Genomic DNA, 20,188 nt, shown 5'->3' on the forward strand with positions numbered 1-20,188 from the left:
AGGGGTCGGCGGGGGTGTGGGAGTGGCGCGGCGCCATCCCGGCGCGCTGACGCCGCACGCTCATCCCCCGTGCCGCGCCAGGAAGGCCTCCAGCGGCGCGAAGCTGTCAGCATTCCCCGCTACCTCGAGACGGGCGAAGTCGACGGCCGCCACCTCATGGTCGACGAGGACGGCGCATAGCTCCGCGTCCTCCGGCGGGGCGAGGGCGGCGATCTGTTCGAACTCGGCGGTGAAGGCCGGATAGTTCTCCGCCATCGCGGCGACGAACTGCGGCCACGGCGCCGCGCCGTCGCGATCGGCCTCGGCGCGGCCGGCGGCCCGCAGCGTCTCGGCCGGTTCAAGGGCGAGGCCGTGGCGCTCGACGAGAGGGCGCGTCGCGGCCGCCGTGGCGGCTTCCATCCGCGCGAGCAGCGCCAGCGCCTGCCGGCCGCGGCCGGGGTGGAGCTCGGCGAGGCGGGCGAAATAGGCCTCGCCGGCGATCTCCTCCTGCACCGCCATCACCAGCGCGGCGCGGTAGTCGGTGAAGGTGCGGGGGACCTGGGGCACGGCAGGATCTCGCTGTCGGTCGGGTCGGCCTCAGGGGTAGACGGAGCGCCAGTCGCCCTTGCCGCAGGAGGCTTCGAGCTCGGCCGTCTCCATGGCGAGCGCGTAGCCGTTCCAGCGCCAGCGGCCGCGGCTGGCGCAGCGGCCCTCGCCGGGATCGTAGAGCGTGCCGGTCAGGCGGCCCTCGGCGTCCGTCGAAGGCTGCCACAGCACCTCGGTGCCGGTCCAGCCGAGGGTCTTCGACGGCAGCGCGAAGAACTGCGCGTGGACGCCGCCGATCTCGCCGGTCTCCAGAACATAGAGGCGGAAGGCGGCGCGGGCGGAATCGCCCGTACAGGGGATGCCGACGAGCACGGCGGTTGGGCCGAGCGGCGTGACGAGGGCGGCGTGGTCGGCCAGCGCCGGCCCCGACGGGTCCTCGCAGAAGGTGGTCGACACGTGCAGGGCGATCACCGGCTCCGGCACGCCGGCGAGCGAGGCGGGCAGCGGCGGCGGGTCGTCGGCCGTCTCGGGGCGCGCCGTCGGGCCCTCGGCGGGCGGATCTTCCGACTGCGGCTCTCCGGACGAGGGCGCGTCGGCGGCGTCTGCGGCCGGGGCCGCGTCGGCCGGGGCTTGCGCAGCCTCGTCGGGTCGCTCCGGGGGCGTTTCCGGGGCGTCGGCGGGCGCCGCCGTGGCAGAGCCTTCCGGGACCGGAGTCGCGCCGGCAACGTCGGGCCGGGCCGCCGGCGCTTCGGGCGGCGGCGCCGTCTCGGACTGGGGCGGGGTCTCGGCCGGGCGGTCCGTCGGCGGTGTCGTGTCCTGGGCGGCGAGCGGGGCGACGCTGCCGAGGAGTGCCGACAGCGTCATTGCCGCGAGGCTGCAGGCGAGGGAACGATGTGAGGCGCTCACCGCAGCGGCACCGGGCGCACCGGCGGCATGCGGATCCAGTCGGCCTTGCAGGCGCGCGCCTCGACCGCCGGGCAGGCGCGGTAGCCGAGGTCGCGATCGAGGCAGATGCGGATCTCGCGCAGGCGCCGGCGGTCGCAGGTGACCGAGATCGCGTCTGCCGGCATGCCCGGATTGACGCCGCGGAACATCCGCTCGACCACCGCCGGCGACACCATCGAATCCACGTAGAGCCGCTGCAGGTCGTCGGGCACGCGGATCAGCCGGCGGACCTCGCGAACGAGGTCGAAATACTCGTCCGGCCCGAGGCCGCTGCAGGTGCCGTGCTTTTCCCACTGGTGGCGGATCAGGCCGCGGCTCGGCATCAGCGGCAGCATCTCGTCGACGAGGTCGGGGGCGAGACGACGCTCGGCGGAGGCGCAGTAGTCCGGCCAGCCGCGATTGTATTGCGGCCAGAGGCCGTGGACGATGAAGCCGTAGGGGCGCCCGGACGAGCACTGCTCCGGGCTGCCGCCGTCGCCCTCCGCCTCGCAGTAGCTCGGCGACCACGACAGCACGAACAGCCAGTGGTCGAAGCGCCCTGCAACGTCGCCCGACCGCACATCGGCAGCCCGCGCGTGAAGCGAGCCGAGCGCGAGGACGGCGAGGACGATGGCCGCGGCGAAACGGGCGATCATTGCGTCGGCGGCGGGCGGACCGTCTCGCACTGGCCGTCATAGACGCGCCAGCGGTCGAGGCCGGAGATGCAGACCTCGACGTTCCAGGAGATGCCGACGAAGCCCGCCTTCTCCTCCACCATGTAGAAGGCGAAGCGCTCGTGCGGCAGCGTCGGGGCCGGTTCGCCGCCGAACAGGACGTTCTTCGGCGGTGCCTTGCCGGCCGGCAGGTTGGCCGGCAGCGGATCGAACTCGAGACGGGCGGTGCAGTAGCGGCGGGCGAGCGGGCTGTCCTGGTTGTCCACCAGCGCCGACTGCTCGATGTGCTTCAGCGTCTTCACCGTCACGCCGTAGTAGCGCGGATCGGCGCTGGCGATCGACTTCACGAGCTTGGCCTGAACGGAAGCGTCGTCGCAGGCGGGCACACGCTTTTCCACCGGCTGCGGCGTGCCGCCTCCGAACCAGTCGGCGGCGGCCGGGCCCGACAGGGCGACGGCGCCGGCGAAGAGGAGTGCGCCAGCGAGGGGGCGGGAACAGCGGCGAAGGGACATGGACGGCTCCCGGACGGACGCGCCGACGGACGGCTCGGACGGACCGTTCGGACCTTGGGCGACCCGGCCCGCCGGGTCAAGGCGGCGCACGGTGGCGACGGCGCGCGACGGCGGACGGCGGGTGCGGTTTCGCGGCGCTGTCGCCATGCTGCATCACCCCGGCACCCGTCGCTCAGCCGTCGGCGAGGACGGCGAGGCGGTGGTGGGCGCCCTCCCCTTGGGCGAGCGTCGCGGCGAGCCACGGCAGCAGCACGGCGAGTTCGGCGGCCAGCGTATAGGGCGGGTTGATCGCGACGATGCCCGCCCCCGGCAGGCCGGGGATCCACTTGTCCGGCGTGCGGACGAGGAGGTCGGCGGTGACGAGGCGCTTGGCGCCGGCGTCCGCGAGGCGGGCGTGCAGGATGTCCACCGGGCCGAACGACTTGATCGGATACCAGCCGATGAAGCAGCCGGTCGGCCACTTCGCCGCCGCCGCGATCAACCCGTCGGCGAGGCGGTCGAACTCGTCGGTCGCCTCGTAGGGCGGATCGACGAGGACGACGCCGCGGCGCTCGGGCGGCGGAACGGAGCCGGTGAGCGCCTGCCAGCCGTCCTGCACGGACACACGGGCGCGGGCATCGCGGCCGATGGCGCGCTTCAGCGTCACGGCGTCCTCGGGGTGGAGTTCGACGGCGGTGAGCCGGTCCTGCGGCCGCATCAGGGTCAGCGCCAGCGCCGGCGAGCCCGGATAGACGGCGAGGCCGCCGCCGGGGTTCTCCGCCGCCACCGCCGCCCACCAGGGCGACAGCAGCGAGGCGACCTCCATCGGCGGGTCGGCGGCCCAGACCCGCGCGACGCCGTCGCGCCACTCGCCTGTGCGCTCGGCCTCGCCGGTGAGGAGATCGTAGCGGCCGATGCCGGCGTGGGTGTCGATCAGGCGGTAGGGCGCCGCCTTCTGGGCGAGGTGGACGAGCACGCGCGCCAGCACGACGTGCTTGAGGACGTCGCCGAAGTTTCCGGCATGGAAGGCGTGGCGGTAGTTCATGGCGCGCCTCGTCGCACGCGGCCACCGCCGCGGCAAGCGGCGCAGCGGCGCACTGATGGATGGCGACGGGGCGATTGGTCCGCCGGCCGCCGCGCGACGTATCTGCAGCACCGGTCTGAGCCGCCGCCCGCAGCCCCTGCGCGCACGGCCTCGCACCCGCTTCGGAGGTTTTCCCATGCGATCGTCCACGCGATCGTCGCCCGTCGCCCGCCTCGCTTTGGCGGTGGCGGCGCTCCTCGTCCTCGCCGGCTGCGCCACAGTCCCGCCGGTGCCGGCCGGCACCGAGGGGCCGCCCTTGCAGTTCGAGCGCTTCTTCACCGGGCGCACCAGCGGCGAGGGCCGCTTCGTCAGCTCCATCGGCGGCGCCGACCGCGCCTTCACGGTGACGACGCGCGGCCGCTTCGACGGCAAGACATTGACGTTGGTGGAGGATTTCGTCTTCGCCGACGGCGAGAAGGACCGCAAGACCTGGGTCTTCGAGAGGGCCGGCGAGGGCCGCTGGATCGGCCGGCGCGAGGACGTCGACGGTACCGCCGACGTGCGCGTCGACGGCAATGCCATCCGCCTCAGCTACGACGCCGACGTGAAGGGCAAGGACGGCAACGTCACCCGCGTGCGCTTCGAGGACGTGCTGGTGCAGGAGGGGCCGCGGCGGGTGCGCAACATCGCGGTGGTGTCGAAGTTCGGCGTGCCGGTCGGCCGCGTCGACGTCTTTTTCGACCGGCGCTGACGGGCGCCGACGCGCACGGCATCACCCCCGAACGCAACACGGGCCGCGAAGGCGGCCCGTGGGAGATGTGAAGTCGAGGAGTGCGTGGGCCGGAACGGCCCGCCACGGCGCTCGGGGACCTGAGGCCCCAGGCCCTCAGGCGTCCTCGTCGTCGTCCGGCGTCTCGCTCTTCATCGCCTTCAGCTTGGCGAAGACCGCCTCGGCGTCGAGCTCGTCGTCCTCCTCGCGGCGGGCCGGCTCGGCGCGGAACGCTTCCATGGCGTCCGGCGCGGTGGTCTCCTGCACCGGCAGCAGGGTGGCGGCGCCCGGCGCGCCCTCCTCGCGCTTCGGCGCGGAGCGGGCGGCGCGCTCGACCTCGATGTCGAGCTCGATCTGGCTGCACAGGCCGAGCGTCACCGGGTCCATCGGCTGCAGGTTCTGGGCGTTCCAGTGGTTGCGGCTGCGGATCGACTCGATCGTCGTCTTCGTCGTGCCGACGAGGCGCATGATCTGCGCGTCCTTCAACTCGCCGTGATTGCGCAGCAGCCAGAGGATGGCGTTCGGGCGGTCCTGACGCTTCGACACCGGCGTGTAGCGCGGGCCGCGACGCTTGCTCTCCGGCACCTTCACCTTCGGGTCGGCGATCTTCAGGCGGACGCTCGGATCGGCCTGCGCGCGCTCGATGTCCTGGCGCGACAGCTGGCCGGTCAGCACCGGATCGAGACCCTTGATGCCCTGGGCGGAATCGCCGTCGGCGATCGCCTTCACTTCCAGCGGATGCATGCGGCAGAAGGCGGCGATCTGTTCGAAGCTCAGCGCCGTGTTCTCGACCAGCCACACGGCGGTGGCCTTCGGCATCAGCGGTCCGTTCATCATCGGGGTCGTCCTCAAAGGCTATGACGTTCCCGTCCGCGTCCAGCGGTTTCAGCCGCGGGAGCCCGGTGTCGACTTCGTCGGCTTTCGGGATTGTCTCCCATATACGGCGCGACGGGACGCGATGCAAACCGCACCGATCCTCCGTCCGTTTCAGAGGGCGGCCGTCATCCCGGACAAGGGAGGCGAAGCCGACCGCCGATCCGGGGCCCAGCGCAAGAACGCGTGCCACAGGCACGCACTCAGCGTCGCGCTTCGCGCGACAAGTCTTCCGCTGGCTCCCGGATCGCTTCGCGTTGCTTCGCGTCCGGGATGACGGAACTTTGGAGCCTCACCCCTCCACGGCCACCGTCAGCACGATCTTGCCGATGTGGGCGGAGCTCTCCATGCGGGCGTGGGCGGCGGCGGCCTCCGCGAGCGGGAAGGTCGAGTCGATTACCGGGCGGATGCGGCCTTCGGTGATCAGCGGCCAGACCTTCTCCTCGAGCTCGCGGGCGATCGCCGCCTTGAAGGCGACGTCGCGGATGCGCAGCGTCGAGCCGGTGTGGGTGAGGCGTTTCATCATCAGGCGGCGGAAGTCGACGGTGGCCGGTCCCTCCAGCACCGAGACCTGCAGGATGCGCCCCTCGATGGCGGCCGCCTGCCAGTTCCGCTCCACATAGGAGCCGGCGATGATGTCGAGAACCACGTCGGCGCCGTGGCCGCCGGTCGCCTGCTTCACCGCCTCGACGAAGTCGGTGGTGCGGTAGTTGACGGCGAAATCGGCGCCGAGGCCGCGGCACGCGTCGCACTTCTCGTCGGTGCCGGCGGTGGCGATGACCTTCGCGCCGAAGGCCTTGGCGAGCATGATCGCGGTGGTACCGATGCCGGACGTGCCGCCGTGCACGAGGATCCACTCGCCGGCCTTCAGGCCGCCCCGCCAGAAGACGTTGTTCCAGACGGTGAAGAAGGTCTCCGGCAGCGCCGCCGCCTCGACCATCGACAGCCCGGCCGGCAGCGGCAGGGCGTTCTCGGCGTGGACGGGGCAGTACTCCGCATAGCCGCCGCCGGGCACGAGCGCGGTGACGCGGTCGCCGACCTTGTAGCGGGCGACGCCCTCGCCGACGGCCACGACCGTGCCGGCGATCTCGAGGCCCGGCACGTCGGTGACGCCCTTCGGCGGCGGATAGTGGCCCTGGCGCTGCACCACGTCCGGCCGGTTGACGCCGGCGGCGACGACACGCACGAGGATCTCGCCGTCGGAGGGCGGGCGCAGTTCGCGCGTCTCCGGCTTCAGCACCTCCGGCCCGCCGGGCGTGCGGCAGGCGACGACGGTCATCGTCGGCGGCAGGGTGGGGGTCGGTGAAGCGGCGGTCATCGGCGGTCTCCCGAATGGGTGCCCTGGCGGTGTAGCCGTTGCGACGGGGCACTGGCAACGCGGGCGAGGTGGGCTCGGACCTGGCCGGGTTGGCAAGCGCGCGCAGGGGCGGCAGGATCGCACGCGAAGCATCGGGCGCGACGAACCCGAGCGGACGAGACAAGGGAGAGCGCGATGGCGTTCGAAGAGGAGCGGCCGCGGCCGAAGCCGGCGGCACACGTGATCGGCCAGGACCTGTCGGTGCTGTCGCTCGACGAACTGGCGGAGCGGACGGTGATGCTGCGCGAGGAGATCGCCCGCATCGAGGCGGCGATGGCATCGAAGCGCGCGAGCGCCGCGGCGGCGGATGCCGTCTTCCGGCTGTGATCGCGGCGACAGGGCCGGCGTGGACCGGGGCATGCCGGGCGCGTTAACCCGGCATTAGCCTTTCCGAATTATCAACAAGGACGTCCGCATGCGGACGCGAGGTGGTTCCCCTCCACCCCGAGCCTCCCTGTCGACTTCTTGAGCCGCGCCCTGCGCGGCTCTTTTTTGTCGTCGACACGCGGCCCGGGGGCCGCTCCCGCCGCGCCCTGCGCAGCTCTTTTTTGTCGTCGACACGCGGCCCGGGGGCCGCTCTCGCCGCGCCCTGCGCGGATCTTTTTTGTCGTCGACCCGCCGGCCGAAAGCCGGCGAAGGCGCGGGCGCAGCGCGCCCGCGCGGACGGATCAGCCGAGGAAGCCGCCGTACTTGTTCTTGAAGCGCGACAGACGGCCGCCACGGTCGAGCAGGTGCTGCTGGCCGCCGGTCCAGGCCGGATGGGTGCGCGGGTCGATGTCGAGGGTCAGCGTGTCGCCTTCGGCGCCATAGGTGGAGCGCGTCCAGTACTCGGTGCCGTCGGTCATCACGACCTTGATCTTGTGATAGTCGGGGTGGATGTCGTTCTTCATCGCCGGTCGTCCGCTGGCTGAGGGCAGCCGCTGCCGGCCGCTGATGTCTTCGGATCCGCACTCGCGCACGGCAAACACGCCGGTCCGGGCGCCAAACGGAGCCCGGCCGGTCGATCGGGGCGACGATATATCCCACAGTGCCCGCCCCCACAAGGCCGACCCCCGCTTGTGCCCCTGCCCCGCGACGTGATTTCACTTCGCCCGAAGAAAAACCGAAGCGAAGGAGGGCAGCGGGTGGCGCGACGCCGGCGCACGACCAGCGAGACCGAGGGCACGGGAACGGCACGGCCCCGCCTCGGCACGCTGAAGATGCTCACGCCCTACATCGCCCGCCACCGCGGCCGCCTGGCTCTCGCCGCCGGTGCGCTATTCGTGGCGGCGGCGGCGACCCTGACGATCCCGCTCGCGGTCCGGCGGATGATCGACCTCGGCTTCGGCGCCGACGACGCGAGCTTCATCGACCGCTATTTCGGCATGCTGGTGGTGATCGTCGCGGTCCTCTCGCTGGCAAGCGCCGCCCGCTACTACCTCGTCACCTGGCTCGGCGAGCGCGTCGTCGCCGACCTGCGGGCCGACGTCTTCGCCCACGTGGCGCGGCTCGATGCCGGCTTCTTCGACCGCACCCATTCCGGCGAGATCGTCTCGCGGCTCACCGCCGACGCGACCCAGATCAAGAGCGCCGTCGGCACGACGATCTTCTCGGCGCTCCGCAACTTCGTGCTCTGCGTCGGCGCCATCGCCATGATGGTGGTGACGAGCCCCGGCCTGTCGCTGCTCGTCATCGTGGCGATCCCGGTGATCGTGCTGCCGCTATACGGCTTCGCCCGCACGGTCCGGCGGCGCTCCCGCCTCGCCCAGGACCTGATCGCCGAGGCCTCCGCCGACGCCACCGAGGCGATCGGGGCGATGCGGGCCCTGCAGGCCTTCCGCGGCGAGACCGATGCGACGACGCGCTACCGCCGGCGGCTCGAGGCGGCGTTCCAGGCGCTGCGCGGAGCGACCGTCGCGCGCGCGGCGCTGACCGCCGTCGGCGTCTTCCTGGTGTTCTCGAGCGTCGTGGCGGTGCTGTGGATGGGCGCCACCGACGTCCTCACCGGCGAGATGAGCGCCGGCACGCTCGGCCAGTTCGTGCTCTACGCCGTGTTCGCCGCCGGCACGCTCGGGGAGCTGTCACAGGTCGGCGGCGAGCTCGCCCAGACCGCCGGCGCCGCCGAGCGCCTCGGCGAGTTGCTCGCGACCGTTCCGGCCGTCGCCGATCCGCCCGAGCCGCGGGCGCTGCCGCAGCCGCCGCAGGGCCGCCTCGCCTTCGAGGGCGTGGCGTTCTCCTACCCGACCGGGGACGGACCGACGCTGCACCACATCGACCTCGCGGTGGCGCCGGGCGAGACGGTGGCGATCGTCGGGCCCTCCGGCGCCGGCAAGTCGACGCTCTTCGCCCTCGCCTTGCGCTTCTACGACCCGACGGCCGGGCGCGTCGTGCTCGATGGCGTCGACCTGCGCGAGGCGCGGCTTACCGACGTGCGCGGCCGCATCGCGCTGGTGCCGCAGGACACCGTGGTGTTCGCCGGCACCATCCTCGACAACATCCGCCGCGGCCGGCCGGACGCCGATGCGGCGGCGGTGCGAGACGCAGCCATCGCCGCCCGCGTCGACCGCTTCGCCGCGGCGCTGCCGAACGGCCTCGACACCATCGTCGGCGAGCGCGGGCAGACGCTGTCGGGCGGCGAGCGGCAGCGGCTCGCCATCGCGCGCGCTCTCCTCGAGGACGCGCCGATCCTGCTTCTGGATGAGGCCACGAGCGCCCTCGACGCCGAGAGCGAGGCGGCCGTGCAGGCGGCGCTCGAAAAGCTGAAGGCGGGGCGCACGACGATCGTCATCGCCCACCGGCTCGCGACCGTGCTGTCGGCCGACCGCATCGTCGTCATGGACGGCGGCCGCATCGTCGAGACCGGCACCCACCGCGAGCTCGTCGCCCGCGGTGGCCTCTATGCCCGCCTCGCCCGCCTGCAGTTCGAGACTGGCGCGGCGGCGCTGGGCGCCGCCGGTTGACGGTGTCCACCAGCCGGTGCCGACTTAGCTACCGGACGCCTGCAGGGCCTTGCGGGCAGCGTTGACGTCGATGCGGGGCTTGCGGCGGCCGTCGCGGGAGATCGGCTCGCCGGTGTCGGCCAGCGTCTCGACGATGGTGCCGACGCCGGCTGACGGGTCCGCCTGGCGCAGGACCGCGATGGCGCCGGCGACCATGGGAGCGGCCATCGAGGTGCCGCTCTTGGTGCCGTAGCCGCCGGGCACGGCGGCGAGGATGTCGACGCCGGGGGCGACGAGATCGACCAGCGAACCCCAGTTCGACCAGGTCGGGATGCGATCGCGGTCGCTGGAGGCCGCGACGGCGATGGCCACGGAGATGCAGGCCGGGCCGGAGATGGCGTTGTCGTTGCCGCCATTGCCGGCGGCGATGACCGTCGCCACGTCGACCTTGCGAAGACGGCGGATGATATCCGTCATGGCCGGCACGACCTTGTCGCAGGCGGTCTTGTAGGCGCCGGAGCCGATGCTGATGTTGGCCGCGGCGATAGCGTGCGCCTTGCGCTGCTTGTAGGCGAATTCGAGACCCGAAATCTGGTCGCTCGAGTAGCTGAGCGCGCATGGCGCCGGGATCGAGCCGCACCACTCCTTCTTGTCGAACCGGCTGAAGACCTGCACGGCGACGATTTTCGCCCCGGGGGCGACGCCGTCGCGCCTGCCGGACGAACCGGCGGCGATCGAGGCGACGTGGGTGCCGTGGTCGCATCCTGCGATCGACTTGCCACACGGCCGGGCGGACCCGCCACCTTCGTCGCGCTCCCGGCCGTTCGGGCAGACCGTCTTCGCCGCGCCACGCACATTGGAGGAGAAGCACGCCTCCGCCTTGACGTGCCCCTTCAGCATCGGGTGCTTCGCCTCGACGCCGGAGTCGATCACCGCCACCGCGAAGCCCTTGCCGTCGAAGCCGGCCTTCTGTGCCTGGACGGCGTGGATGATGCGCAGTGCCTCGTTCAGCACCGGCGGCGCGGGGATGTCCTCCTGGATCGACAGCACGCGGCCGTCGGCGATCAGCCGCTCGAGCTCGGCCGGCGTCACCGTCAGGGACAGGAAGGGGATGATCTCGTAGCGCCGGATGCCGGCCTCGGAGCCCGCCGCGCTGGTCGCGGCCGCCGAAGACCCGAACGTCGCCGCGATGACGGCGTCCTGCACGGCGGCGAGCGCCGCGAAGCCGGCGGTCTCGTCCCCGGCCGTCGCGGCCGTGGTCGGGACCTCGAGCTCGACCAGGACGCGGATGCGGCCCTGCTTGCGCGCCTCAGCGGCGAGGCCGCCGTCGGCGGCCCGGCCGGAGGCCTGTGGCACGGGATCGCGCTTGTCGAGGAAGGCGGGATTGCGCTCCCACGGCTCGGCCGCCGAAGCGACGGCCGGAACGATGAAGATCGCCGCGGCGGCGAGAGCCGCCAGCGTGAGCGACGGGAAGCGGCTGCTCGAGAACTTCGCCATGGGGAACGCATCCACCGGGTGATCTGGAAGGTCTCTATACTCGCTTCGGCCGCCGGCTGCATCCTCAGGTAGTCCTGGACGGCACCGTGACCCGAGGGCCGTGCCCCACCGGCAACACCGCCGTTCCCCGGGCAAGCGAAAGGGCCGCATCGCCTCGCGACGAGCGGCCCCCGAAAACGGTGGAAGGACGGTGACGCGTGGTCAGTCGGCGGCCACCTGCTGCTCCGCCTGAAACTCCGCCTGGAGCTCGAGGAGCGCGTCGTTGAGCAGGACGCGCGGCTTGGCGACGCCATTGCGTGCGACCACCAGGCCGGTGAGCTTGATCACCTGCTCGATCTCCTTCGCGGTCGCGGCCGGAACGGACTGCTTCAGCACGGCGAAGGCACCGGCGATGTGCGGGGTGGCCATCGAGGTGCCGCTCTTGACGCCACTGCCGCCGGGGACAGCTGCGGTAATGTCCGAACCGGGCGCCATCACGTCGACGAGCAGGGAGTGGTTGGAGAAGCCCGAGACGACATCCTGCTTCGTCGTCGAGCCGACCGCCACCGCCGCCGAAACACAGGCCGGCGAGGAGATCGAACCGTTGAAGCCGTTGTTGCCGGCGGCGATGACGGTGGCGATGCCGTTCTTGCGCAGCTTCTTCACCATCTTCGTGAAGGCGGGATTGTTGTTGTCGCAGTGGGCGAAGAACTGGCCGCCGCCGAGGCTCATGTTGATCGAGGCGATTGTGTATTTGCTGCGGAGCTTGAAGACCCGCTCCAGACCGGCGAGCTGGTCGCTGTTGAAGCTCAGGACGCACGGAGCCGGCGCGGAGCCGCAGTCGCCCTGGTTGTCGAAGCGGCTGAACACCTGGATGGCGATCAGGTTCGCCTTGGGCGCGACGCCGCGAATGCCCGAGCCGCCACTCGCGACGATCGAGGCGACGTGTGTGCCGTGGTCGCAGCCGAAGATGTTGGTCTTGCAGTTCTTGCCCGAGCCGGTCTTCGTCGATTCCTGCACGCCCTTCGGGCAGACAGACTTCGACTGGCCACTGACGGTGGAGGAGAAGCACGCCTCCGACTTGATGCGCGTGCCGAAGGTCGGATGCTTGATGTCGACGCCCGTGTCGAGCACCGCCACGGCGACGCCGCGTCCAGTGAAGCCGGCGGTGCGGGTGATGTCGCCCTGGATCAGCGGCACGCTCTGGGCGAGCGTCGGCGGCACGGGCACGTCCTCCTGGATGGTCGTGACGCGGCCGTCGGCGATCAACCGCTCGAGCTCGGACGGCGTCACCGTCATCGCCAGGTAGGGGATCGTCTCGTAGCGGCGGACATCGGGCTCCTCGCCCGAGGCCGGGCCGGACGCTGTGCGCGTGCGGCGGTTGAAGACGTTGGCGATGACGGCGTCCTGCACCGACTTCAGGCTCGCCTTCTCGCGGGCGGCAGCCATCGGCGTGATCTCGTCGTCCGACATCGCGACGTCGAGGCCGACGATGACCTTGATGCGGCCCTGACGGCGCGCCTGGGCGGTGAGGTCGGAGACGGCTCCACCGCGACCGGAGGACTGGGCCACCGGCGCTGTCTTGTCGAAGAAGGCCGGCGTGCGATCCCACGGTTCGGCCGCCACCGCAGCTCCCCCGGTGGCGACGACGAGCGCGAAGGCGGCAGCGCCGAACGTCAAGCGGGCGGCGGTGCGGCTTCTGATCGGCTGGGCTTTGGTCATATCCCGCTCCCCGGGGTTCGAGTTGGACGCGACGCTGGTCGCCCCGGTTTCAAAGCACATTAGAAAGCTCCGAGCTGTGAAGTGCATCACACCTTGGCGAGATCACGGCGGACGCTTCGCCGTGACCTGCCTCGCCCGGCCGTCGGCGCGAGAACCCTCGGTGAGGCGTTATGGTTAAGGGATGTGGTTAACGGCGCCTTAAGGGTTGCCGGGCCAGCTTGTCGGTGATCGCGGGGCCTTGACCGACGCCCCGCCCGGAGCCGTCCCGATGCCCTCGTCGCGTCCTGCGAGCAGCGTTCTCCTCGTTCTCTTGCTGACGCTCGCGGCACCCGCCGTGGCAGCGACCGCCTCGGTCGGGCCGGAGGACGACGTCGTCGCGCGCGCCATCGCCGCCGCCGACGCGGGGCCCGAGGATCAGGACGCAGCGCCGCAGGGCGACGCGCAGACGCCGGACGACGGCCAGGCGCCGGTGCTGCAGCACGACGACGACATCCTCCCCGAGGACTCGAGCCGCGCCGGCTTCTACGTGCGCGGCGACATCGGCGCAGCCCTGTTCGCGACGCCGACAGCGCGGCTCCCCGCCCCCGTCGGACGCTTCCGCTCGCCCTCGATCGACCCGAGCGTCACCTTCGGCGCCGGCCTCGGCTACGACTTCGGCGGCTTCCTGCGCACCGACGTGACGCTCGACGCCGTCGGCAGCGGCGGTTTCTCCGCCCGTTCCGTCTGCGCCGGTTGCGCCGGCGGCGGCTTCACCCGCGAGCGCGCCGACGTCTCGGCGCTCGCCGCCCTCCTCAACGCCTATGTCGAGTTCGACGGGGTGGTGCGCCCCTATGTCGGCGGCGGTATCGGCGTCTCCCGCATCGAGGCGACGGACTGGCGCACGACGCGGCCCGACGGCCGCACCGGCAAGCGCCCGGATGCCGAGGGCTGGAACTTCGCCTGGGCGCTCGCCGGTGGCGTCGGATTCGACGTCGCCGACACCGTCACCCTCGATGCCGGCTACCGCTACCTCGCCCTCGGCTCGGCCGAGACCGGCCGCACGGCGATCGGCGGCGGTGGCGGGCGCGGCCGCGCCAAGCTCGAGGATATCGCCGTCCATCAGGTGCGGCTCGGCGTGCGGGTGCGCTTCCCCTGAAGCCGCGGCCCGGCGCCCGCCCCGCGGCGCCTCGACTCCCGGCGGGCCGCGGTGCTATGCACCGGCGACCCATCCATCCCCCTTGCGACCGCCGAAGCGCCCGCCCGCGCCCCGGCCCGCGGCGAGCGACGGTGCCATGACCAACCGGCTCTATCACGGCGACCTGCCGAACCTCGACCGCTACGGCGACGTCGTCGCCATCGACACCGAGGCGCTCGGCCTCAACCCGCACCGTGACCGCCTGTGCGTCGTGCAGCTGTCACCCGGCGACGGCACCGCCGACGTCGTGCAGATCGCCAAGGGCCAGGCCGAGGCGCCGCACATCCAGGCGCTGCTCGCCGACCCCAAGGTGCTGAAGGTCTTCCACTACGCCCGCTTCGACATGGGCCTCCTGAAGCACACCTTCGGGGTCATGCCGGAGCCGGTGTTCTGCACCAAGATCGCCTCCAGGCTGGTGCGCACCTACACCGACCGTCACGGCCTGAAGGACCTCCTGAAGGATCTCGTCGGCGTCGACATCTCCAAGCAGCAGCAGAGCTCGGACTGGGCCGCCGAGACGCTGTCGGAGGCGCAGATCGCCTACGCCGCCTCCGACGTGCTGCATCTGCACGCTGTCCGCACGGAGCTGGTGCGCCGGCTCGAGCGCGAGGACAGGGCGGCATTGGCGCAGGCCTGCTTCGATTTCCTGCCGACCCGCGTCGCCCTCGACCTCGCGGGCTGGCCCGAGGACGACATCTTCGCCCACTCCTGACCGCGCGCGCACCGGGGGGTCGCACGCGGCCGCGAAACGCGCCATATAGGGGCTGACCGTCGGTGCTCGCGTCGGGGGCACCTCTGGTCCGGCCACCACCACCGTAGTGCCGGGCCGGGTCGAGGCCACGAGGAGCCCCGGAGGCTCCGGACGAGGGCAATGAGCGAGCGGACCGTGACCTCCCTGTCGCCTCCCGTGACCGCCACGCCGCGGAACGACCCGCCGTCGGCCTATGCCGGCATCGGCGGCGTGTCGCCGCCCCTGCGCGCCGACGATCCCCGTCGCAGCACCGCCCGCCGGGCCGCCTCCGGCCACAGCCGCGCGGTACGGCGCCTGCGCTGGCTGCTGCCGGTGGCCGCCCTCGTCATCGTCGGCGGTTTCGCAGTCGCGATGCTCGCGCCGACGCTGATGCCCGGCATCGACCTCGGCGACGTCGGCGTCTCGACCGAAGGGCTGGTCATGGCGAACCCGAAGCTCTCCGGCCACGACGGCGATCGCTCCTACGACATCACCGCCGAGCGCGCCGTGCAGAGCCTGACCAATCCGAAGCTGATCGAGCTCGACGGCATCGACGCGCGCATCTCGCTTCCCAACGACGCCTGGGTGGTGCTGAAGGCGAAGCACGGCCAGTACGACAGCGAGGTCGAGCGGCTGAAGCTGTCGGAGGGCATCACGCTCGAATCAAGCGATGGCGAGCAGGCCACGTTCACCACGGCGGACATCGACCTCAAGACGGGGCTCGTGGTGAGCGATTCGCCGCTGACGATCGACGGTCCGCGAGGCAAGATCAGCGCCGGAAGTGCCGAAGCCAGCGGCGACGGCACCGGCATCGTCTTCAAGGACGGCGTCACCCTCACCCTCGATCCGTCTGCCGCGGAGAAACGCCCATGATCCCGACGCCGTGGCGGCACGCCGCCCTCGCCTCCCTCGTCCTCGCCGTCTCCCTGCCCGTAGCGGCACACGCCCAGACCGCCGGCGGCTTCTCCGGCTTCGGCGGCAGCGACGGCGGCCCGATCCAGATCGAGGCCCGCGAGCTCGAGGTGCGCGACAAGGAGGGCGTCGCGATCTTCACCGGCGACGTCGTCGTCAAGCAGGGCGAGACGACGCTCGAGACCGCGAAGCTCGTCGTCCACTATGTCGGCGGCGGCCAGGGCGCCGGCGACGGCGGCGGCGAAGGCGGCAAGAAGAAGGCGGCCGCGGCCGCCGGGACAGCGGCACCGGCCGCCCCCGCGACCCCCGCCGCGGCCGAAGGCGGCGCCGCGCCGGTCGCCGGCTCGCAGGAGATCGACCGGCTGGAGGCGAGCGGCAAGGTGCTCGTCACCTCCAAGGACCAGACCGCCTCGGGCGATTCCGCCACCTATGACGGCAAGACGGAGGTGCTGGAGCTCCGTGGCGACGTCGTCCTCACCCAGGGCAAGAACGTCGTGCGCGGCGACCGCCTGGTGGTCGAGATGCAGACCGGGCGCGCGCGCGTGCTCTCCACCAAGAGCCGCGTGCAGATGCTGCTCACCCCCGGCAGCCAGACCACGCCCGCCGGCAACTGACGGCGCCCTCCCCTTCCGCCGCGCCAGTCGCCGCCCCGGCGGCGGCCGGTGCGTGAGCCATCGAGCCGATGCAACGCCCAGTCGACCCTTCGAAGTTGCCCCCCCGGGGCGGCGCGCCGAGCGGGCGCCGTGACGCGGCCGCCGCACCGGTCCCGGCCGCCGAGGGCGCCGATCGCCTGGTGGTCACCGGGGTGGCGAAGAGCTATCGCCGCCGCGAGGTCGTGCGCGACGTCAGCCTCGCCGTCGGACGCGGCGAGGCGGTCGGCCTGCTCGGCCCGAACGGCGCCGGCAAGACCACCGTCTTCTACATGATCACCGGCCTGATCCGGCCCGACCGCGGCCGCATCACCCTCGACGGCTTCGACATGACGGAGCTGCCGATGTACCGGCGGGCCCGCCTCGGCATCGGCTACCTGCCCCAGGAGGCGTCGATCTTCCGCGGCATGACGGTGGAGCAGAACGTCCGCGCCGTGCTCGAGGTGGCCGAACCCGACAAGCGCCGGCGCGAGGCCGAACTCGCGGCGCTGCTCTCGGAGTTCCGCCTCGATCATCTCGCCGAACAGCCGGCGACGGCGCTCTCGGGCGGCGAGCGGCGGCGCGTCGAGATCGCCCGGGCGCTCGCCGGCCGGCCGGCCTTCATGCTGCTCGACGAGCCGTTCGCCGGCGTCGACCCGATCGCCGTCGGCGACATCCAGGCCCTCGTCCGCCACCTGACGGCCCGCGGCATCGGCGTGCTGATCACCGATCACAATGTGCGCGAGACGCTCGGCCTGATCGACCGGGCCTACATCATCGCCGCCGGCATGGTGCTGACCGAGGGACTGCCGGCCGACATCGTCGCCGATCCGGACGTGCGCCGGCTCTATCTCGGCGAGCGCTTCACGCTTTGACGCATGGCGCCGGCGCAATAAGGTCGTAAGGTAGGCCGTTCAGTCCTAGCAAGAACCGGACCAAGCGCCGGCGACCGAAGAGCCCATGTCCCTCGCACCGAAGCTCGAGTTCAGACAGACCCAGTCGCTGGTGATGACGCCGCAGCTGATGCAGGCGATCAAGCTGCTGCAGCTGTCGAACCTCGACCTGGTCGCCTTCGTCGAGACCGAACTCGAGCGCAACCCGCTGCTGGAGCGCGAGGAGGAGCCGCCGGCGCCGCCCTCGCCGGACCAGGAGCGCGAGGCCGCCGACAGTGCCGGCGACGACGCCGATGGCGCGGGCGACCGCGAGCCGCCGGAGCCGGCCGGCATGGACGCCGCAACCTCCGGCCCGGAGCGTACCGCCGACGTCGACGTGTCGCTCTCGGAGCTCTTTCCCGACGATTCCGGCGCCGGTGCGATCGACCCAGGCCGGCTGTCCGGCGACCCGTGGAGCGCCGCGGCCCGGGGCGGCGAGGACGCCGACCTCGAGGCCTACGTCGCCGGCGAGGTCAGCCTGCGCGACCACCTGCTCGACCAGCTGGCGCTCGCAGTCTCCGACCCGGCCCGGCGGCTGATCGGCCAGTTCCTCGTCGACAGCCTCGACGAGGCCGGTTACCTGCGCATCGACATCGCCGCCACCGCGGCCCAGCTCGGCACCACGGAGGCGGTCGTCGAGGAGATGATCGCGGTGGTGCAGGGGCTCGAGCCCGCCGGCATCGCCGCGCGCGACCTCGCCGAGTGCCTCGCTTTGCAGCTCAAGGACCGCGACCGCTACGACCCGGCGATGCAGGCGCTCGTCGGCCACCTCGACCTCGTGGCGCGTCGCGAGTACCCGGCGCTGCGGCGGCTGTGCAGAGTCGACGACGAGGACCTCGCCGAGATGCTCGCCGAGCTGAAGCGGCTCGATCCGAAGCCCGGCCACGCCTTCGGTGGCGCGGCGGTTCCGACGGTGGTGCCCGACGTGGTGGTGCGCCCGGCGCAGGACGGCGGCTTCCGGGTGGAGCTCAACGCCGAGACGCTGCCGCGGGTGCTCGTCAACCGCACCTACTACGCGACGGTGGCGCGCGCCGCCAAGGGACCGGGCGACCGCGCCTACCTGTCCGACTGCCTGCAGACCGCCAACTGGCTGGTGAAGAGCCTCGACCAGCGCGCCCGCACCATCCTCAAGGTGGCGACCGAGATCGTCCGCCAGCAGTCGGCCTTCCTGCAGCACGGCGTCGCCCACCTGAAGCCGCTCAACCTGCGCACCGTCGCCGACGAGATCGGCATGCACGAATCGACCGTCAGCCGCGTCACCGCCAACAAGTACATGGCGACGACGCGCGGCATCTTCGAGCTGAAGTACTTCTTCACCTCGTCGATCGCCGCCTCCGACGGCGGCGACGCCCATTCGGCGGAATCGGTCCGCCACCGCATCCGCCAGCTGATCGACGCCGAGCCGACCGACGACGTGCTGTCCGATGACGCGATCGTGCAGGCGCTGCGCGACGGCGGTGTCGACATCGCCCGCCGCACGGTCGCCAAGTATCGGGAATCGATGCGGATTCCGTCGTCCGTGGAGCGGCGGCGGGAGAAGCGCGGTCTCGCCCGCAGCGGCTGAGCCGGCGAGGCGTTTCCCTCGCGCCCCAAACCACACTACAGTCCCGACAGACGGAAAGTCCGACGGCTTGAAGCGCGGCACCGGCCGCGCTAGAACCCCGCCGCGACGGGCGGTCCGGATACCGCGGACCGACAGCCGGTCGAAACCGGTACGTCGACGTGGGACGAGAGGCCAGGCGGAGGAACAAGCCGCCAAGGGCCGCCAGCAGGGAGCCGGCACCGCCGCTCCGAGCCCACCAGAGGATCATATGACAATTCGGACTTCTCCCCTTCGGGTCTCCGGCAAGAACGTCGACATCGGCGAGGCCCTGCGCGGGCGCATCGAGGCCCGCATCGAAGAGATCGTCCGCAAGTATTACGACGGCGGCTACACCGGCCATGCGACGGTGGAGAAGGAAGGTTCGGGCTTCCGCACCGACTGCGCCATCCACCTCGACACCGGCGTCGTGCTGCAGACGTCCGGCAGCGCGGTCGACGCCAACCAGTGCTTCGACCAGGCGGCCGAGCGCATCGACAAGCGGCTGCGCCGCTACAAGCGCAAGCTGAAGGCCCGCCCGACCGGCGCGTCCGCCAGCGAGCCCGCCTTCGAGGCGGCGAGCTACGTGCTCGTCTCGCCGCAGGAGGAGGAGGAGGTCGAGGCCGACTACGCGCCGGTGGTCGTCGCCGAGACCGCCACCAAGGTGCGCACCCTCACCGTCGGCATGGCGGTGATGGAGCTCGACCTCAGCGAGGCACCCGTCGTGGTGTTCCGCAGCGCCGCCCACGGCGGGCTGAACGTCGTCTATCGCCGGGCCGACGGCAACATCGGCTGGGTCGATCCCGCCCTCACCAGCAACGGCGGCTGATCATCGTGCTTCCCCTGCGAGCCGTCACCCGCTCTCGCGGTCGCCCCGGCGCACCGGCCGGGACGATTCTGCGCGGCGGCGCGGCGTTTGGCACCAGCCTTGAATCACGACGGGAACGGCTCGCTCCGGCCGGACCCGGTGCGGGAGGATTCCCATGGACCTGAGCGACCTTCTCTCGGTGCAGGGCATCGTGCCTTCGCTCAAGGTGGCGAGCAAGAAGCAGGCGATCCAGGAGCTGTCGGAGCGCGCTGCCGCGCTCACCGGGCTACCGGAGCGCGAGATCTTCGACACGCTCCTGCAGCGCGAGCGGCTCGGCTCGACCGGGGTCGGGCACGGCGTGGCGATCCCGCACGGCAAGCTCGTCCGGCTCGACCGCCTGTTCGGCCTGTTCGCCCGCCTCGATCAGCCGATCGACTTCGAGGCGCTCGACGAGGAGCCGGTCGATCTCGTGTTCGTGCTGCTGGCGCCGGAGGGGGCGGGAGCGGACCATCTGAAGGCGCTCGCGCGCATCGCCCGCGTGCTGCGCGATCCCGCGACGGCAACCAAGCTCAGGGCGACCACCGAGGCGAACGCGCTCTTCGCGCTGCTCACGCAGCCGACGGCATCGTCGAACGCGGCCTGAGGTCGGCGGGCGGACACAGTCCGGCATT

Annotated in this window: 21 protein-coding genes; 11 read left to right on the plus strand and 10 right to left on the minus strand. The window is 72.0% G+C overall.

What is annotated here, in order from left to right; genetic code table 11:
* Window positions 1-60: 60 nt before the first annotated feature.
* The 5 genes from RUR49_RS04085 to RUR49_RS04105 all read right to left on the minus strand — a co-directional run bounded on the left by RUR49_RS04085 (window position 61) and on the right by RUR49_RS04105 (window position 3,659).
* On the minus strand, window positions 61-546 hold the full coding sequence (locus RUR49_RS04085; protein WP_409145018.1) for a hypothetical protein: 486 nt from the start codon (window positions 544-546) through the stop codon (window positions 61-63).
* A gap of 30 nt (window positions 547-576) precedes the next feature.
* Window positions 577-1,431, minus strand: coding sequence for a hypothetical protein (locus RUR49_RS04090; RefSeq protein ID WP_409145019.1), 855 nt, complete (start codon window positions 1,429-1,431; stop codon window positions 577-579).
* On the minus strand, window positions 1,428-2,105 hold the full coding sequence (locus RUR49_RS04095) for a ribonuclease T2 family protein (RefSeq protein ID WP_409145020.1): 678 nt from the start codon (window positions 2,103-2,105) through the stop codon (window positions 1,428-1,430). The genes RUR49_RS04090 and RUR49_RS04095 overlap by 4 nt, the downstream gene beginning before the upstream one ends.
* Window positions 2,102-2,635: a hypothetical protein gene (locus RUR49_RS04100; RefSeq protein WP_409145021.1), complete on the minus strand. Its 534-nt coding sequence runs from the start codon at window positions 2,633-2,635 to the stop codon at window positions 2,102-2,104. The genes RUR49_RS04095 and RUR49_RS04100 overlap by 4 nt, the downstream gene beginning before the upstream one ends.
* A gap of 172 nt (window positions 2,636-2,807) precedes the next feature.
* Entirely contained in the window at window positions 2,808-3,659 is an 852-nt protein-coding gene (locus RUR49_RS04105) for a 23S rRNA (adenine(2030)-N(6))-methyltransferase RlmJ (protein ID WP_409145022.1), read from the minus strand.
* A gap of 175 nt (window positions 3,660-3,834) precedes the next feature.
* Here RUR49_RS04105 and RUR49_RS04110 point away from each other — a divergent pair, with 175 nt between their 5' ends.
* A complete protein-coding gene (locus RUR49_RS04110; RefSeq protein WP_409145023.1) occupies window positions 3,835-4,389 on the plus strand; it encodes a DUF3833 family protein in 555 nt (184 codons plus the stop codon).
* Between the two features lie 135 nt (window positions 4,390-4,524).
* Here RUR49_RS04110 and RUR49_RS04115 read toward each other — a convergent pair whose 3' ends face one another.
* A complete protein-coding gene (locus tag RUR49_RS04115) occupies window positions 4,525-5,244 on the minus strand; it encodes a DUF1013 domain-containing protein (protein ID WP_409145024.1) in 720 nt (239 codons plus the stop codon).
* A 328-nt stretch (window positions 5,245-5,572) separates the two neighbouring features.
* The gene (locus tag RUR49_RS04120; RefSeq protein WP_409145025.1) at window positions 5,573-6,598 is read right to left on the minus strand and encodes an NAD(P)H-quinone oxidoreductase; all 1,026 of its coding nucleotides are present in this window, start codon (window positions 6,596-6,598) and stop codon (window positions 5,573-5,575) included.
* A gap of 174 nt (window positions 6,599-6,772) precedes the next feature.
* Here RUR49_RS04120 and RUR49_RS04125 point away from each other — a divergent pair, with 174 nt between their 5' ends.
* The gene (locus tag RUR49_RS04125) at window positions 6,773-6,964 is read left to right on the plus strand and encodes a DUF1192 family protein (RefSeq protein ID WP_409145026.1); all 192 of its coding nucleotides are present in this window, start codon (window positions 6,773-6,775) and stop codon (window positions 6,962-6,964) included.
* Between the two features lie 341 nt (window positions 6,965-7,305).
* On the opposite strand, the gene rpmE is transcribed toward RUR49_RS04125, so the two are convergent.
* Window positions 7,306-7,527: a 50S ribosomal protein L31 gene (gene rpmE / locus RUR49_RS04130; RefSeq protein ID WP_409145027.1), complete on the minus strand. Its 222-nt coding sequence runs from the start codon at window positions 7,525-7,527 to the stop codon at window positions 7,306-7,308.
* Between the two features lie 234 nt (window positions 7,528-7,761).
* Between rpmE and RUR49_RS04135 the strand changes: the two genes are divergently transcribed.
* Window positions 7,762-9,576 carry an ABC transporter transmembrane domain-containing protein gene (locus RUR49_RS04135; protein WP_409145028.1) on the plus strand — a complete coding sequence of 605 codons (1,815 nt, stop codon included), beginning with the start codon at window positions 7,762-7,764 and terminating at the stop codon, window positions 9,574-9,576.
* Window positions 9,577-9,600: 24 nt separating this feature from the next.
* On the opposite strand, the gene RUR49_RS04140 is transcribed toward RUR49_RS04135, so the two are convergent.
* Both RUR49_RS04140 and RUR49_RS04145 read right to left on the minus strand, forming a co-directional pair.
* Window positions 9,601-11,052 (minus strand): S8 family peptidase, encoded by a 1,452-nt coding sequence (locus RUR49_RS04140; protein WP_409145029.1) that lies wholly within the window; start codon window positions 11,050-11,052, stop codon window positions 9,601-9,603.
* Window positions 11,053-11,253: 201 nt separating this feature from the next.
* On the minus strand, window positions 11,254-12,753 hold the full coding sequence (locus tag RUR49_RS04145) for a S8 family peptidase (protein ID WP_409145030.1): 1,500 nt from the start codon (window positions 12,751-12,753) through the stop codon (window positions 11,254-11,256).
* Between the two features lie 268 nt (window positions 12,754-13,021).
* On the opposite strand from RUR49_RS04145, the gene RUR49_RS04150 reads away from it, so the two are divergent.
* From RUR49_RS04150 to ptsN, 8 genes are all read left to right on the plus strand, one after another.
* Entirely contained in the window at window positions 13,022-13,888 is an 867-nt protein-coding gene (locus tag RUR49_RS04150) for an outer membrane protein (protein WP_409145031.1), read from the plus strand.
* 136 nt (window positions 13,889-14,024) lie between these two features.
* Entirely contained in the window at window positions 14,025-14,639 is a 615-nt protein-coding gene (locus tag RUR49_RS04155) for a ribonuclease H-like domain-containing protein (protein WP_409145032.1), read from the plus strand.
* 159 nt (window positions 14,640-14,798) lie between these two features.
* Window positions 14,799-15,530: an LPS export ABC transporter periplasmic protein LptC gene (gene lptC, locus RUR49_RS04160; RefSeq protein WP_409145033.1), complete on the plus strand. Its 732-nt coding sequence runs from the start codon at window positions 14,799-14,801 to the stop codon at window positions 15,528-15,530.
* Window positions 15,527-16,183 (plus strand): LptA/OstA family protein, encoded by a 657-nt coding sequence (locus RUR49_RS04165; RefSeq protein ID WP_409145034.1) that lies wholly within the window; start codon window positions 15,527-15,529, stop codon window positions 16,181-16,183. The genes lptC and RUR49_RS04165 overlap by 4 nt, the downstream gene beginning before the upstream one ends.
* 68 nt (window positions 16,184-16,251) lie before the next feature.
* A complete protein-coding gene (gene lptB, locus RUR49_RS04170) occupies window positions 16,252-17,073 on the plus strand; it encodes an LPS export ABC transporter ATP-binding protein (RefSeq protein WP_409145035.1) in 822 nt (273 codons plus the stop codon).
* An 85-nt stretch (window positions 17,074-17,158) separates the two neighbouring features.
* Window positions 17,159-18,694, plus strand: coding sequence for an RNA polymerase factor sigma-54 (gene rpoN / locus RUR49_RS04175; RefSeq protein ID WP_409145036.1), 1,536 nt, complete (start codon window positions 17,159-17,161; stop codon window positions 18,692-18,694).
* A 247-nt stretch (window positions 18,695-18,941) separates the two neighbouring features.
* Window positions 18,942-19,538: a ribosome hibernation-promoting factor, HPF/YfiA family gene (gene hpf / locus RUR49_RS04180; RefSeq protein ID WP_409145037.1), complete on the plus strand. Its 597-nt coding sequence runs from the start codon at window positions 18,942-18,944 to the stop codon at window positions 19,536-19,538.
* Between the two features lie 154 nt (window positions 19,539-19,692).
* On the plus strand, window positions 19,693-20,160 hold the full coding sequence (gene ptsN, locus RUR49_RS04185) for a PTS IIA-like nitrogen regulatory protein PtsN (RefSeq protein WP_409145038.1): 468 nt from the start codon (window positions 19,693-19,695) through the stop codon (window positions 20,158-20,160).
* The last annotated feature ends 28 nt before the right edge of the window (window positions 20,161-20,188 follow it).

Origin of the sequence: Pseudoxanthobacter sp. M-2 (genome assembly GCF_046156265.1) — a bacterium.
In the GTDB taxonomy this organism is placed as follows: domain Bacteria; phylum Pseudomonadota; class Alphaproteobacteria; order Rhizobiales; family Segnochrobactraceae; genus CAMDHY01.

Excerpts from the sequence above, each read along its gene's own strand:
- RUR49_RS04095 (WP_409145020.1), bottom strand. The coding sequence starts at position 2,105 with ATGATCGCCCGTTTCGCCGCGGCCATCGTCCTCGCCGTCCTCGCGCTC.
- RUR49_RS04100 (WP_409145021.1), bottom strand. The coding sequence starts at position 2,635 with ATGTCCCTTCGCCGCTGTTCCCGCCCCCTCGCTGGCGCACTCCTCTTC.
- RUR49_RS04105 (WP_409145022.1), bottom strand. The coding sequence starts at position 3,659 with ATGAACTACCGCCACGCCTTCCATGCCGGAAACTTCGGCGACGTCCTC.
- RUR49_RS04110 (WP_409145023.1), top strand. The coding sequence starts at position 3,835 with ATGCGATCGTCCACGCGATCGTCGCCCGTCGCCCGCCTCGCTTTGGCG.
- RUR49_RS04115 (WP_409145024.1), bottom strand. The coding sequence starts at position 5,244 with ATGATGAACGGACCGCTGATGCCGAAGGCCACCGCCGTGTGGCTGGTC.
- RUR49_RS04120 (WP_409145025.1), bottom strand. The coding sequence starts at position 6,598 with ATGACCGCCGCTTCACCGACCCCCACCCTGCCGCCGACGATGACCGTC.
- RUR49_RS04125 (WP_409145026.1), top strand. The coding sequence starts at position 6,773 with ATGGCGTTCGAAGAGGAGCGGCCGCGGCCGAAGCCGGCGGCACACGTG.
- rpmE (WP_409145027.1), bottom strand. The coding sequence starts at position 7,527 with ATGAAGAACGACATCCACCCCGACTATCACAAGATCAAGGTCGTGATG.
- RUR49_RS04140 (WP_409145029.1), bottom strand. The coding sequence starts at position 11,052 with ATGGCGAAGTTCTCGAGCAGCCGCTTCCCGTCGCTCACGCTGGCGGCT.
- RUR49_RS04145 (WP_409145030.1), bottom strand. The coding sequence starts at position 12,753 with ATGACCAAAGCCCAGCCGATCAGAAGCCGCACCGCCGCCCGCTTGACG.
- RUR49_RS04150 (WP_409145031.1), top strand. The coding sequence starts at position 13,022 with ATGCCCTCGTCGCGTCCTGCGAGCAGCGTTCTCCTCGTTCTCTTGCTG.
- RUR49_RS04155 (WP_409145032.1), top strand. The coding sequence starts at position 14,025 with ATGACCAACCGGCTCTATCACGGCGACCTGCCGAACCTCGACCGCTAC.
- lptC (WP_409145033.1), top strand. The coding sequence starts at position 14,799 with ATGAGCGAGCGGACCGTGACCTCCCTGTCGCCTCCCGTGACCGCCACG.
- RUR49_RS04165 (WP_409145034.1), top strand. The coding sequence starts at position 15,527 with ATGATCCCGACGCCGTGGCGGCACGCCGCCCTCGCCTCCCTCGTCCTC.
- lptB (WP_409145035.1), top strand. The coding sequence starts at position 16,252 with ATGCAACGCCCAGTCGACCCTTCGAAGTTGCCCCCCCGGGGCGGCGCG.
- rpoN (WP_409145036.1), top strand. The coding sequence starts at position 17,159 with ATGTCCCTCGCACCGAAGCTCGAGTTCAGACAGACCCAGTCGCTGGTG.
- hpf (WP_409145037.1), top strand. The coding sequence starts at position 18,942 with ATGACAATTCGGACTTCTCCCCTTCGGGTCTCCGGCAAGAACGTCGAC.
- ptsN (WP_409145038.1), top strand. The coding sequence starts at position 19,693 with ATGGACCTGAGCGACCTTCTCTCGGTGCAGGGCATCGTGCCTTCGCTC.